This is a genomic window from Veillonella parvula (assembly GCF_048309325.1).
Lineage (GTDB): Bacteria > Bacillota > Negativicutes > Veillonellales > Veillonellaceae > Veillonella > Veillonella parvula_T.
Window position 1 is genome coordinate 68,671 of the sequence record NZ_DBFBTX010000001.1, and the last position, 14,055, is coordinate 82,725.

At 39.9% G+C, this 14,055-nt stretch carries 15 protein-coding genes; all 15 read left to right on the forward strand.

Annotated elements, in window-relative coordinates:
* Positions 1-143: 143 nt before the first annotated feature.
* The 15 genes from lpxC to ACMKPP_RS00370 all read left to right on the forward strand — a co-directional run bounded on the left by lpxC (position 144) and on the right by ACMKPP_RS00370 (position 14,046).
* On the forward strand, positions 144-983 hold the full coding sequence (gene lpxC / locus ACMKPP_RS00300; RefSeq protein ID WP_316604132.1) for a UDP-3-O-acyl-N-acetylglucosamine deacetylase: 840 nt from the start codon (positions 144-146) through the stop codon (positions 981-983).
* Complete coding sequence (gene fabZ, locus ACMKPP_RS00305; protein ID WP_004695477.1) at positions 980-1,405, forward strand: 3-hydroxyacyl-ACP dehydratase FabZ; 426 nt, start codon at positions 980-982, stop codon at positions 1,403-1,405. Before lpxC ends, fabZ begins: the two co-directional genes overlap by 4 nt.
* A 20-nt stretch (positions 1,406-1,425) precedes the next feature.
* Positions 1,426-2,238 (forward strand): acyl-ACP--UDP-N-acetylglucosamine O-acyltransferase, encoded by an 813-nt coding sequence (gene lpxA, locus ACMKPP_RS00310; RefSeq protein WP_004695481.1) that lies wholly within the window; start codon positions 1,426-1,428, stop codon positions 2,236-2,238.
* A 328-nt stretch (positions 2,239-2,566) separates the two neighbouring features.
* Positions 2,567-3,403, forward strand: coding sequence for an LpxI family protein (locus ACMKPP_RS00315; RefSeq protein ID WP_390525652.1), 837 nt, complete (start codon positions 2,567-2,569; stop codon positions 3,401-3,403).
* Positions 3,403-4,545 (forward strand): lipid-A-disaccharide synthase, encoded by a 1,143-nt coding sequence (lpxB, locus tag ACMKPP_RS00320; protein WP_418369130.1) that lies wholly within the window; start codon positions 3,403-3,405, stop codon positions 4,543-4,545. Before ACMKPP_RS00315 ends, lpxB begins: the two co-directional genes overlap by 1 nt.
* Positions 4,538-6,268 (forward strand): ABC transporter ATP-binding protein, encoded by a 1,731-nt coding sequence (locus ACMKPP_RS00325; RefSeq protein ID WP_418369131.1) that lies wholly within the window; start codon positions 4,538-4,540, stop codon positions 6,266-6,268. The genes lpxB and ACMKPP_RS00325 overlap by 8 nt, the downstream gene beginning before the upstream one ends.
* A 2-nt stretch (positions 6,269-6,270) precedes the next feature.
* On the forward strand, positions 6,271-7,575 hold the full coding sequence (locus tag ACMKPP_RS00330) for a 3-deoxy-D-manno-octulosonic acid transferase (protein ID WP_012864072.1): 1,305 nt from the start codon (positions 6,271-6,273) through the stop codon (positions 7,573-7,575).
* 54 nt (positions 7,576-7,629) lie between these two features.
* Positions 7,630-8,742: a tetraacyldisaccharide 4'-kinase gene (gene lpxK / locus ACMKPP_RS00335; RefSeq protein ID WP_418369132.1), complete on the forward strand. Its 1,113-nt coding sequence runs from the start codon at positions 7,630-7,632 to the stop codon at positions 8,740-8,742.
* Between the two features lie 44 nt (positions 8,743-8,786).
* A complete protein-coding gene (gene kdsB / locus ACMKPP_RS00340) occupies positions 8,787-9,518 on the forward strand; it encodes a 3-deoxy-manno-octulosonate cytidylyltransferase (RefSeq protein WP_004695494.1) in 732 nt (243 codons plus the stop codon).
* Positions 9,519-10,337 carry a 3-deoxy-8-phosphooctulonate synthase gene (gene kdsA / locus ACMKPP_RS00345; RefSeq protein ID WP_008715784.1) on the forward strand — a complete coding sequence of 273 codons (819 nt, stop codon included), beginning with the start codon at positions 9,519-9,521 and terminating at the stop codon, positions 10,335-10,337. It abuts the gene before it with no gap.
* 11 nt (positions 10,338-10,348) lie between these two features.
* Positions 10,349-11,320: a KpsF/GutQ family sugar-phosphate isomerase gene (locus tag ACMKPP_RS00350; protein WP_004695498.1), complete on the forward strand. Its 972-nt coding sequence runs from the start codon at positions 10,349-10,351 to the stop codon at positions 11,318-11,320.
* Positions 11,320-11,841 (forward strand): KdsC family phosphatase, encoded by a 522-nt coding sequence (locus ACMKPP_RS00355; protein WP_128114130.1) that lies wholly within the window; start codon positions 11,320-11,322, stop codon positions 11,839-11,841. Before ACMKPP_RS00350 ends, ACMKPP_RS00355 begins: the two co-directional genes overlap by 1 nt.
* Before the next feature lie 14 nt (positions 11,842-11,855).
* Positions 11,856-12,788 carry a lysophospholipid acyltransferase family protein gene (locus tag ACMKPP_RS00360; protein WP_004695502.1) on the forward strand — a complete coding sequence of 311 codons (933 nt, stop codon included), beginning with the start codon at positions 11,856-11,858 and terminating at the stop codon, positions 12,786-12,788.
* Positions 12,775-13,311: an LPS export ABC transporter periplasmic protein LptC gene (gene lptC / locus ACMKPP_RS00365; RefSeq protein ID WP_021147890.1), complete on the forward strand. Its 537-nt coding sequence runs from the start codon at positions 12,775-12,777 to the stop codon at positions 13,309-13,311. The genes ACMKPP_RS00360 and lptC overlap by 14 nt, the downstream gene beginning before the upstream one ends.
* A 12-nt stretch (positions 13,312-13,323) precedes the next feature.
* Positions 13,324-14,046 (forward strand): LptA/OstA family protein, encoded by a 723-nt coding sequence (locus ACMKPP_RS00370; protein WP_004695505.1) that lies wholly within the window; start codon positions 13,324-13,326, stop codon positions 14,044-14,046.
* The last annotated feature ends 9 nt before the right edge of the window (positions 14,047-14,055 follow it).

Genomic DNA, 14,055 nt, shown 5'->3' on the forward strand with positions numbered 1-14,055 from the left:
AGTCTATTAAAATTTTAAAGACTAAGAATAGTCTTTCCAATTAGCGTAATATATGGTAAATTTCTTGTAACGCCTATGCAAATAGGGTATAATACATATTGGTGTATAGTAAACGTGAATTCGGATTATGAAAGGACATTCTTATGAGTAAGCCACAACAAACAATAAAAAAGGCTGTTTCATATCAAGGGATTGGCCTTCATAGCGGTGAACCAGTACATATGGTTTTTAAGCCTGCACCTGAAGATACAGGAATTGTGTTTGTCCGCACGGACATTGAAGGGCATCCTTCTGTGCGAGCACACATTGATAATGTGACGAACACTATGCGCGCTACCACGTTGGAAAATGGTGAAGCAAAGGTATTTACTGTTGAACATGTGATGGCAGCGTTCAGTGCTATGAATATTGATAACTGTTATATTGAAATGGATTCTCCAGAACCTCCTGTAGGTGATGGTAGTAGTGCTATTTTTGTCAATCTTATTGAAGAGGCTGGCATTGAAGAACAAATAGCGTCGCGTCATATATACAAAGTGACTCGATCTCATGCTGTTTATGATGGGGATCGTTTTATTGTGATTTTGCCATATGATGGCTATCGCATGACTTTTACATCAATTAACAGCCATCCGTTGCTTGGTACTCAACAATGTGATTTTGAAGTATCGCCTGAGTATTTCAAAGCACACATTGGATCGGCTAGGACTATCGGATTTATGAAGGAATTGGAACAATTACAGGCCATGGGGCTTGCAAAAGGCGGTAGCCTAGATAATGCATTAGTCTATGATGATGAGAAATGTCTATCTGTACCACGCTTTGAGGATGAATTAGTTCGCCATAAAGCATTAGATGTTATAGGGGATTTATTCTTGTTAGGACCGATTGAAGGCCATGTAATTGCTTTGAAATCGAGTCATGAATTAAATTCAAGATTGGCTCGCAGTATAATGGAAGAAATAAGGGAGACACAGCCATGATTCTTAATCACGAAGATATTTTAGAAATTTTACCTCATCGTTACCCAATGCTTTTGGTTGATCGTATTGTTGAGTTAGAACCTATGAAACGTGCTGTGGGTATTAAAAATGCTACATTCAACGAATTGTTCTTCCAAGGTCACTTTCCAGGGAACCCAGTTATGCCAGGTGTATTATTGACTGAAGCTATTGCTCAAGTTGGTGGTATTGCATTATTGTACCCTGAGGAAAATCGTGGTCTTACTCCTATGTTTACAGGTATTGATAAAGTGCGTTTCCGCCATCCTGTAAAACCTGGCGATCAAGTTCGCATGGAGGTAGATATTGTTAAAATTAAAGGTAAAATGGGCAAGGTTGAAGGCCGTGCCTATGTTGGCGACAAATTGTGCGCTAGCGGTGAATACATGTTTGCCCTTGTATAATAGAATGAGGAGTGATTGTAGTGATAGTTGTAGGCATGGAAAATGCGGAATCCAACATCCATAGTACAGCCATAGTCCATCCAAATGCTAAATTGGGCAAAGATGTAATCGTAGGTCCTGGCGCTGTTATCGGCGAACATGTCGAGATTGGCGATGGCACACAAATCGGTGCACATGTTGTAATTGGTGGTTGGACAACCATTGGTAAGCGTTGTGAAATTTATCCTAACGCATCTATTGGGTTGGAACCGCAAGATTTAAAATTTAAAGGCGAAAAAAGCTATTGTAATATTGGCGATGAAACGGTTATTCGTGAATTCGTAACTATTAGCCGCGCTACTGGTGAAGGTGAAGAAACACGTGTAGGCAATAATTGTTTACTTCAAGCCTGTACACATGTGGCTCATAACTGTATCGTTGGTAATAATGTAATAATGAGTAATTGTGCTGGTCTTGCAGGGCACGCTATCGTTGAAGATCGCGTGGTTATTGGCGGCCTTGCAGGTATTCATCAATTTGTTAAAATCGGTCGTAACGCTATGGTTGGCGGAATGGCTAAGGTGGTACAAGATATCCCACCTTACGTAATTGCCGATGGTCAACCGGCACGTGTTATCGGTCTTAACTCTGTAGGATTATCTCGTGCAGGGATTTCCGAAGATGTACGACGTGATTTGAAACAGGCATTCCGCATTATTTATCGTTCTGGATTCAGCTTATCCAAGGCGATTGAAGAAATGGAATTACAATTGGACTCTTCCGTAGAAATTGAAAATTTATTACGATTCCTACGCAATGCCGATAGAGGCATTATGCGTACTCGTCGCGACTAATTATGAGGACCTCGTACCATGTACGAGGTCTTTTTGTGCATATTATAACTGGTTGAGTTTTATATTAATGATAATTTGTACTATATTTTCATAATTATAAAAAGTTTTGATAGATATATTCGTAGATGTTTTAGTGCTTAAAAGTAATAAGAAAATTTTAATAAAATGATGAAGAAAAGGGCATAAAGCTTGGCTTTTTAATGGTAAAAAGTAGCTATTTATAGTAAAATATATTGTATATGATTATGTCTATTTTTAGGCATTTTCATAGGGAACTTGAAATTACTAATTGATATATAGGCCGTGAGGTCATCTAGGAGGTATAGTCTTGGCAAAGGTAGGATTAATTGCGGGCATAGGTGTTTTGCCTGTAGAATTCATGCGTGCCGCTCATGTATTGGGCCACGAGGTGGTTGTTATCGGTGTAGTACCTGATATAGACCCAGCTCTAAAGGCTGAGGCTGATGCTTTCTACGATATTGGTGTTGCTAAACTAGGTAAAATCTTCAAAACCTTGAAAAAAGAAGAGGTTCAAGAGTTAACTATGCTTGGGAAAGTTACTAAAGAGATTCTTTTTAAAGGCCTTACGTTTCCTGATTTAAAAACATTAGGCGTTTTAAAGCGTCTTAAAAATCGTAAAGATGATACGATTATGCTCGCTATCGTTGATGAAATAGAACGGGAAGGCTTTAAAGTATTAGATCAAACAGCATACTTAAAACCATTTATGCCAAAGGTAGGGGTGCTTTCAAAAGCACAACCTACAGATGAGCAATGGGCTGACATTTGTTTTGGTTTTGAATTAGCTAAACAAATGGGGGCCCTTGATATTGGTCAAACCGTTGTTGTTAAACATAAGGCGGCCATGGCTATTGAAGCCATTGAAGGGACTGATAAGTGTATCTTACGAGGTGGCGAACTGGGTCGTGGGGATGCGATTGTCGTTAAAACCGAAAAACCAAATCAAGACGTACGCTTTGATGTGCCGGCAGTAGGCATAAAAACTCTCATGTCTATGATTGATAGCGGTTGTAAGGTGCTAGCTGTAGAAGCGGAAAAGACTATTTTCGTACAACAACAAGACGTGCTTAATATGGCAGATCGTCATGGTATTGTTATCTGTGCTGTAGACCAAGAATTTGTAAATTCCAGAAAGGATGCATAATGAAAGTCATGTTTTCCGCCGGTGAAGCTTCCGGCGATACTCATGCGGCAAGTGTAGCCAATGCATTGAGAGAAATAGATCCTTCTGTAGAGATGTTTGGTATGGGTGGCAACCTGATGGAACGCGCTGGTGTTCGTATCGTGTATGATATTAAGAACCTTGGTGTCATTGGTATTGTAGAGATTGTGAAATCATTGCCAAAATTCTTTAAGCTGCGCACGTACTTGAAACGTGTCATGATGAAGGAAAAACCAGATATTCTCGTTTGTGTAGATTATCCAGGTTTTAATATGAAATTAGCTGCGGTGGCGCATGAACTGGAGATTCCTGTTTTATATTATATTGCTCCAACGATTTGGGCTTGGCACAGTAGTCGTGGTAATACAATTCGTAAGTATGTAACCAAGGTAGCATCTATCTTCCCATTTGAAGCTGAAGCGTATCGCAAGTACAAATGTGATGTAGACTTTGTAGGTCATCCTTTACTCGATATCGTACATCCTACGATGACTAAGGATGCGGCCGAAGAATACTTTGGGGCTCGCAAAGAGGCTAAAAAGGTATTGCTCATGCCTGGCAGTCGTAAACAAGAGGTTTTATCCTTGCTTGATACGATGTTAAAAAGTGGTGAGCAATTGATGGCGAAGTATGAAGATGTTCAATTCTTCTTGCCTCGAGCACATACGATTGATCGAAGTGAACTAGAAGCTTTTATCGATGCTCATAAGGTACCTGTTACGATTACGGAAGACCATACATATGACTTGATGCAGATTTGTGATGTGTGCCTTGCCGCATCAGGAACCGCTACATTAGAAACGGCTATGATGGAATTGCCAACAGTGTTATTGTATCGCGTATCACCAATTACTTATGGTATTGGTAAGATGGTTGTAAATGTAACACATGTGGGCTTGCCTAATATTGTAGCTGGTAAAGAGGTCATTCCTGAATTATTACAAGATGCTGTCACACCAGAAGCAATTGTGTCTTTGGTGGAACCATTGATTAGTGATGTAGAGAAAAACGAAGCTATGCGTAGTGAATTGCGCGAAGTACGTCATAAATTAGGTGAGCCTGGTGCAGTAAAACGAGTGGCACATCTTGTGTACAACCTCGGTAAGGAGAAATGTAATGAATAGTTATTCTAGGCTCTTATATTTTGTAAAGCCTTATTATAAGCGGATGCTTTTTGCAGTGTTCTGCATGATTGTTGCCGCTGCTGCCTATTTGGTAGTGCCTTGGCTGATTAAGAATGTAGTAGACCAAGTGTTAGATGAAAAGAATATGTTTATGTTGAACCTTATTGTAGGTGCTATCATACTCATCTTCTTAATTCGTGGTTTTGCAACCTATGGTCAAACCTATAATATGTCCTACATTGGACAACGCGTGATTATCGATGTCCGTGAGGCCATATTCAATCACTTACAAAGATTAAGTTTATCTTACTTTGATCGCCGCAAAACGGGCGTTATCATGAGTAATCTTACAAATGACGTAGCTGCATTGCAAACGGCCGTGGTAGATAACTTGATTTCTTTTATCACTGAATCGGTAACACTTGTCGGTTCTTTGGTGTCAATGCTTCTCATTGACTGGAAACTGACGTTAGTTACTTTTATTACGGTTCCCGTAGTTTTAGTGATTATCAATGTTTTTGGTAAGAAGCTTCGCGTGGCGGGGCATGATGTCCAAGGGCGTGTAGCTGATATTACGGCACTTTTACAAGAGGTAATTAGTGCAGTTCGCGTTGTAAAATCCTTTGCTCGTGAAGATTTTGAGCGCAAGCGCTTTGAAGATGAAAACGACCGTAACTTTAAAGCGGTTATTAAAGCTACTAAATTGACTAGTTTGTTAAGTCCAATGGTTGAGTTTTCTGCGGCAATCGCTGTAGCGGTCATCCTTTGGTACGGTGGTTACTCCGTAGTAACAGGTGCCATCACTGCTGGTTCTTTGATTGCTTTCTTGATTTATGCTATTAACTTGTCCAATCCCGTAAAACGTTTGAGTCAAGTATATGGTAATATTCAAAAGGCGTTGGCTGCTGCCGATCGTGTATTTGAAATTTTAGATACTAAAACAGATGTTGTGGAGAAACCTGATGCTATTACATTGCCTGCTATTACCGGCAATGTGGAGTTTAATGATGTTTCTTTCTCCTATGATGGAGAAAAGACTGCCTTAGAAAACTTTACCTTGTCAGTTAAGGCTGGCGAAAGTGTAGCCCTTGTTGGACCATCTGGTGCAGGTAAGACAACTCTCGCTAACTTACTACCTCGTTTCTATGATGTAACCGGTGGTTCTATTACAATTGATGGTTACGATATAAAAGATGTTACTTTTAAATCTTTGCGTGAACAAATTGGTCTTGTACCACAGGAAACCGTATTATTCAATGCTACAATTAAAGAGAATATCTTGTATGGCCGTTTAGATGCTACTGATGAAGACGTGTATGAAGCGGCTAAAGCGGCTAACGTACTTGAGTTCGTTGAGAAGATGCCTGATGGTCTCGATACAATTGTAGGCGAACGAGGCAGTTCATTATCTGGTGGACAACGTCAACGGGTTGCTATCGCACGTGCTATTTTAAAAGATCCTCGAATTCTAATTTTAGATGAAGCCACATCTGCTTTAGATACTGAGAGCGAAAAGCTTGTACAAGAGGCGTTAGATCGTCTCATGAAAGGGCGTACGGCATTTGTCATTGCCCATCGATTGAGCACCGTTCAAAATGCTCATCAAATTGTTGTACTTAATCAAGGTCGCTTGGTAGAGCAGGGGACTCACCAAGAGCTATTAGCTGTTGACGGCGGATTGTACAATCATCTTTATTCCGTTCAATTCTCCAATAAAGGATAACCATGTACTGGATATATAACGTATTGCTCATATTTTATTGGATAGGCTTGATTCCGGTTATTTTATACCGACTTGCCTTTGAAGATGGCTTTTATGAGCGTATCAAACAAAGTGCAGGCTATATGCCCGCTTCGCTATTAAAGAAAATTGAAGGGCGTCGTGCTATTTGGATTCACGCCGCTTCCGTAGGGGAAATTGTGGCTACCAGTCCATTGGTAAAAGAGGTTAAAAAGGAATTTCCTGAAGCTGTTGTGGTTGTGTCAGTAGTTACTGCTACTGGTCATGCTATGGCTCATCGTATCATTCCTGAAGCAGAAGGAATTATATTCTTTCCCCTTGATTTGCCGTATTTAACTCGTAAAATTTTACATATTATTAAGCCGATTACTATTTTACTCGTAGAAACTGAAATTTGGCCAAACTTCTTGCGTATCGCCGAATCGGAAAACATTCCAGTTATGATGGTTAATGGACGCATTTCAGATCGCAGTATGAAACGTTATAAGTATATCAGTGCTTTTACGCGTGAAATGTTACGCTCTATTGAACGTTTCTGCATGCAGTCCAAATTTGATGCGGCGTATATTGAAAGTTTAGGTGCTCATACACCTGATATTACCGTAACAGGTAATATGAAATACGATCAAACATATGCCACCGTATCATATGAAGAAAAACAAGCTCTTCTCGATGAATTTGGCTTTGGAAATAATCATCCTATCATTATTGCAGGTAGTACTCACAAAGGTGAAGAAGAGGCTATTTTTGAAACCTTCAAGCAAGTATTGAAAGAGTATCCACAAGCTCGTTTATTGATTGCGCCTCGTGAGATTTATCGCGGTCATGATGTGCAAAATATTGCAAAGCGTTATGAATTGAGTGCTATTTGTCGTAGCGATATGAAGGAGCCTGTTCATGAAGGTATTCCCGTTGTCGTTTTAGATACCATTGGTGAACTTGGCCGACTGTATAGCTTAGGCGATATTATCTTTGTTGGTGGTTCCCTTGTTAAAACTGGAGGCCATAATATTTTGGAACCAGCTGCACATGGTAAGCCAATTTTGGTTGGGCCTCATATGTTTAACTTTAAAGAAATTTTCGCCTTATTAAACTCTCGAAATGCTTGTGAGCAAGTGAAGAATGGAAAAGAGTTAACCGCTATGGTCTTGCGTTTATGTAAGGATAGAGACTTGGCTAAAAAGATGGGGCAAAACTGCCTGGATATCATTAAAGAAAATCGTGGTGCTACGCGGCGTAATACACAAGAGTTACGTTTGCTATTTGAGAAACATCAAATTATTCCGTAGTAAGACTAAATTTGTAGATTAGTTTACTGTATTACATAATAGGAGGCGTCACCTATGAGTGGGGAAGCATTATTCAAATCCATCGTTAGTGGTGAAGATCAATCCGTATTAGGTGATATAGCTCGCTCCAGTTTAGGCCTTTTGAGTAAAGGTTATGAGAAAGCTGTATCAATACGCAATGCTCGATTTGATGAGGGTAAAGGCGTTACGAAAGTTACAGTGCCTGTAATCAGCGTTGGCAACATTACGGCTGGTGGTACTGGAAAAACACCGATGGTGCGATTTATTTGTGATGTGCTTACTCAGAAGGGCCTTCATCCTACTGTTCTTAGTCGTGGATACCGTGCAGAAGATAATAACAAAAATATTATTATTTCTAAAGACGGAACAATGCTTGTAGAGCCATCTATCAGTGGTGATGAGGCTTGGTTACTGGCTAAGGTTTTACAAAAATCTAATGTAATCATTGGACGTGAACGTTCCAAATCTGCAGAAATCGCTATTAATGAGCTAGGTGCCGATTGTCTTATTATGGATGATGGCTTTCAACATCGTGCACTAGCAAGAGATATTGATATTGTACTAATTGATGCATCCAATCCGTTTGGCTATGAACATGTGTTGCCACGGGGACTATTACGTGAACCCCTTAGTGGTTTACAGCGTGCGGATATTATCGTTCTTACTAAGGTTGATCAAGTAGCACCAGGTATTGTATCCGGCATTCGAAAGCGATTAACTCAGATGATTCCCAATATACCTGTCTATGAAACAACACATAAACCGCAATTTATGTACACCTTAGATGAGTGGGCTAATGGCTCTATTGGGGCTTCTGTAGATGCTTACAAAGAACAACGCATTATGGCTGTGAGTGGAATTGGAAACCCTCAATCCTTTACACAAACGTTAACTGATGTAGGGTATAACGTTGTTCATACCTTGCCATTTGGAGATCATCATGACTTTTCAAATGATGATGTAGTTGAGATTTGGAAACAAGCATTTGCTCATCAAGCTGATGCTATTTGCATTACAGAAAAGGATGCAGTTAAGTTGAGTCAGTTGCATGCAATTGAAGACTTGGAAATACCGATTCTGGTGCTATCTATAGGAATTGAATTTGTTTCTGGAAAACAAGAATTCATAGAAAATTTAGAGATTTAGTGTATAATAATAAGATACACGAATAACAGAAATGGGGTTTTATCGTGAAGTTTGGATGTGTTATTCCTGCGCGTTATGGTTCTACAAGATTACCGGGCAAACCATTAGCTGATATTGCAGGTAAACCTATGATTGAACGGGTTTATGCAAGGGTATCACAAGCTACAAAGACAGTATGTACAATTGTAGCCACTGATGATAACCGCGTATATTCTGCAGTACAACAGTTTGGGGGAACTGTTATGATGACAGATCCTAATCATCCTACAGGGACGGATCGATTAGCAGAGGTTGCGAGTCATTATACAGACTTGGATGTTGTTATCAATGTCCAAGGTGATGAACCGATGATTGATCCAAATCTTATTGATGACTTGGCACGTCTATTTGAGGAAGATCCAAACTTGCAGATGGCCACAGTAGCTACTCCTTTATTAGAGGAAGAGTACGAGGAGCCATCAGCGGTAAAGGTCATTTTAAATAATCGTAATGATGCGATGTATTTTTCTAGATCTTTAATCCCATATCCTCGCCATGATTTTGTGCGTCCGCCACTAAAACATATTGGCATCTATGCATATCGTAGAGAGTTTTTATTAAACTACGCTAAGATGGAGCCAACTCCGGCGGAGCAAACAGAATCTCTAGAACAATTACGTGCTCTAGAGAACGGTTATACAATTCGTGTTATTTTGACAAATAAACGATTTATCGGTGTTGATACACCTGAAGACTTAGCTCGTGTTAATGCAATTTACGAGCAAGAGGAGAAATAAATGAAAACAGTTCAAATTAAAGATATTACTGTGGGTGGCGGCAAGGGTTTATTTGTCCTTGCAGGTCCATGTGTTATTGAGGACTATGACCGCACATTAGCTATCGGTAAACGAGCAAAAGAGATATGCGAACGTTTAGGTGTTCCCTATATCTTTAAAGCTTCCTTTGATAAAGCTAATCGCTCTAGCTTTAGTTCCTTCCGTGGACCAGGTCTTGAGGAAGGGTTAAAAATGCTTGCTTCTATTAAGAAGGAACTCAATGTGCCCGTTGTCAGTGACATTCACTCTATCGAGCAAATTGAACCTGCAGCTGAAGTATTAGATATTCTACAAATTCCAGCTTTTTTATGCCGTCAAACTGATCTTGTTTACGGCGCTGCTAAAACTGGTAAATGCGTAAATGTTAAAAAAGGTCAATTCATGGCTCCTAAGGACATGGAAAATGTTCTTAATAAAATGAAAGAAACAGGTAATGAAAATCTTATGCTTACCGAACGTGGTTTTAGCTTTGGTTATAATAATCTCGTAGTTGACATGAGATCGTTTCCAATTATGCGTTCTTTCGACTATCCAGTAATCTTTGATGCTACTCATAGCGTTCAATTACCAGGTGGTGCAGGGACTAAATCTAGTGGTAACCGTGAATTTGTACCAAATTTGGCGCGTGCGGCTGTGGCTAGTGGTGTAGATGGGCTATTCTTTGAAGTGCACGATAATCCTGAGGAAGCATTATCTGATGGTCCTAATATGTTGTATTTAGATCAATTCGAAGATGTGCTTCGTGATTTAGTAGCTATTGATAAAATCGTAAAAGGTTAGGGGCGGTATTTGTGACTATTTTAGAACAAGCGGCACAGGTGCTTCATGAGGAAGCTCGTGCTATTGAAGAATTAAGTTCTCGTTTGGATCACAATTTTGTAAATGCTGTAAATATGATTTTGGCTTGTAAGGGCCGTGTAGTATGTACAGGAATGGGAAAATCTGGTCATATTGGTCGTAAAATTGCGGCTACCTTGGCTAGTACAGGGACACCGGCACTTTTTATGCATCCTGGTGAAGGCGTGCATGGTGATCTTGGTATGATTACTGAAGATGATGTAGTGTTAGCCTTTTCTAATAGTGGTGAAACAGGAGAAATTATTAGTATTTTGCCGTCTCTGCGCCGCATAGGGGCTAAATTAATCTGTGTTGTAGGGAAACCAGAGTCTACATTAGCAAAAAATTCTGATATTGTATTGTTGGCAGAGGTAGAACGAGAAGCTTGCCCATTAGGTTTAGCACCTACTACAAGTACTACTGTTGCCCTAGCACTAGGTGATGCGTTAGCAGTATGTTTATTGGAACGCCATCATTTTACTCCAGAAAACTTTGCTGTATTCCATCCAGGTGGTTCCTTAGGTCGCAAATTATTGTTGACTGTAGAAAATATCATGCATGGTGGCGAGGATAATCCAACAGTATTTAAAGGGGCTACCGTTCGTGATGCACTTTTTGTAATGACAGAAAAAGGGTTAGGTGCTACAAATGTTATTGATGAAGAAGGACATTTGTTAGGTCTAGTGACTGATGGTGATGTTCGACGTGGACTTGATTCTGGCAGCAATTTTTTAGAATGGCCCGTAGAGGATATGATGACGTCTATGCCGCGTACGATTACAAAGGATAAATTGGCCGCAGAAGCGCTTCATTTGATGGAGAAAAATCAACCTCGCCCTATCACCGTATTACCTGTGGTTGATACTAATAATGTATGTCTTGGCATTGTTCACATTACCGATTTATTGCGTAGAGGCATTGTATAATGAATATTCAATGGATTGTTCTCGATGTTGATGGAGTTTTATCAGATGGCACTCTAATTTATACATCGACTGGAGAAGAGCTCAAAGCCTTTTCTGTAAAAGATGGTTTAGGCTTGACTGCGGCTCGTAAATCAGGGATAAAGTTAGCAATTATTACGGCTCGCGTATCTCCGATGGTAGAGCGTCGTGCAAAGGAATTGCACTTTGATGAACTTCTTATGGGACATGCTAATAAAACTGAAGCATTAAGAGCTCTTTGTAAAAAACATCAAACCGACTTAGATTCGGTTGCTTACATGGGGGATGATCTTAATGATTTAGGAGCTCTTCAACTCGTAGGTTTACCGATGGCACCAAACAATGCGGTATTAGAGGTTAAATCATTAGCTAAATTTATTTCTAACGCAAATGGTGGTCATGGTGCCGTTAGAGAGGCTGTAGAATATATCTTGAAGAATCAAGGTTTATGGGATTCTATTGTTGCAGATTATGCGCGAGAGGCCCATGCTCATGGACAATAAAGGAGGTGGGCAGAATGAATAACGAATGGCAATACCATTTAGTTAAAGGCATTAGTTGGCTTGTTTGTCGACTACCATACAAGCTCATTTTGCTCATAGGCGCTTGTTTAGGTCCTGTATATGGGCTAATAGCGAAGAAGCAAAAGCTTAGAGGCATAAATAATATTAAAATTGGCATGAACATGAATGATCAAGAGGCGGAACAATTAATTAATAAGTTGTTCAAAAATCTTGGCCGCAGTGTTATGGAAGTATTATACATGCCAAACCTGACGAAATCCTTTATCAATAAACACATAGAGATGCGTGGTGTTGAACATTTAGAAAAGGCCATTGCTGAAGATAAGGGAGTTATCGTTCTTACCGGCCATGTAGGCAACTGGGAATGGATGGGGGCTGCTATGGCAGCTCATGGATATCCTTCCACTACAATTGTTAAGAAACAACCTAATGCTCAATTCACACGCCTTATGAATGAATATCGTGAGATGGTGGGGCTTGACGTATTTGCTAGTGGTGGCAACGAAATCGTTTCTGCTGCTAAGGCTTTAAAAAAGAAAAAACTTCTTGGATTCTTAGCGGACCAAGATGGATATATAAATGGTTTACCAGTTCCGTTTTTGGGACAAGATTCATCAGCTGTTATGGGACCAGCCACATTTGCAAAGAAATTTGGCTCTCCTGTAGTACCTATTTTTGCATCTCGTAAGCCTGAAGGAGGACATATCGTTCATATCTTGCCGGCATTACATTATGAGGAAACTGGCGATGAAGATGTTGATATGTATCGTCTAACTGAAGCCTGTGTACGTGTTACAGAAGACTTTATTCGTGAACATCCAGATGAGTGGCTTTGGTTCCAACATCGTTGGATGACTAAGATGGATCAAATTATTGATTACGATAAGAAGATAGCTATACGGGAGAGAGCACATGAAAAACAATAAAAAGTTAATTGCCATTGTGGTCGCTATAGTATTAGCTCTAATCGGTCTTATTGTATTTATTATGAAAGACTCTAATGAGGCTACTTCCACTCAAAATCAAAGTGGACAACTCGTTAATTTCCAAGGTGCTGACTTGCAAGAGGAGAAGGATGGCAAGCTAGTATGGGCATTATCGGCTGAGAAGATTGAATATGACCCGCGTACAAAAGCTATCGTTCTGACCAATTTGAAAGGTCTGTTCTATCAAGATGATGTGACTACTACGATTACAGCTCCTCATGCTGTACTGACGGGTGATCGAAACTCTCTTGATATTGATCAAGGCGTTACTGCTACTAATACGGAAGGTGCAGAATTTAAAACTGAGGCCCTTCATTTTGATAACAAAACGAAAACATTGACATCTAAAACGGCTTTCACTTATAACAGCAAGGATGTAACCCTTACAGGTGACAAACTTGAGGGCAATATGTCCTTAAAAATTATTAAAGCCATTGGACATGCGAAATTAACAAAGAAGTAATTGAGAGGAAATATGATGAATAAGAAAAAACAGATTGGTATGGCTATATTAGCTGTACTCATGACCGCATCTGTTACAGTTTGGGCAGCAAATGATCCGTTGACTATCAGTGCTGATACATTGTCTTATGATGGCAATTCAGGTCGTGCAGATGCAACAGGTAATGTTGTTATTACCCAAGCGGATAAAACTATGACTGGTGCCAAGGGTTGGTACAATACAAAAACTCAAGAAGCAAATCTTGATGGTGGTGTATCTATGATTGGTTCTGATATGGCCATGTCTGCTCAAACGGTTCACAGTTACAATAATAATAAATTCACTGCTAATGGTAGCGTTCATTTACAACGTGCTGATCGCCAAATATTTGGTGACAGTGTTGAGTATAGTACTGATTCTGAATACGGTCTTGTAACAGGTAATGCCCGTTTGATTGCTGAAGGGACAACCTTGACAGGTGATAAGGTAGAAGGCTGGATGAAGGAAGTTCGTGCTGTAGCGCAAGGTAATGTTACTTTCTCTAATCCTGAACGAAACGTATCTGGTTCTGCTGACCGAGCTACATATACGCAAACACCAAACCAAAATGATGGGGTTGTACTCTTATCTGGTTCTGCGCATGCCGTTCAAAATGGTAATGTACTGAATGCACCGGAACTGAAAATTCGTTTAGCTGATGATTCTGCTGAAACATTAGGTGGACGTAGCACACTTGTCATTGTTCCGAATAAATAAGGATAATAT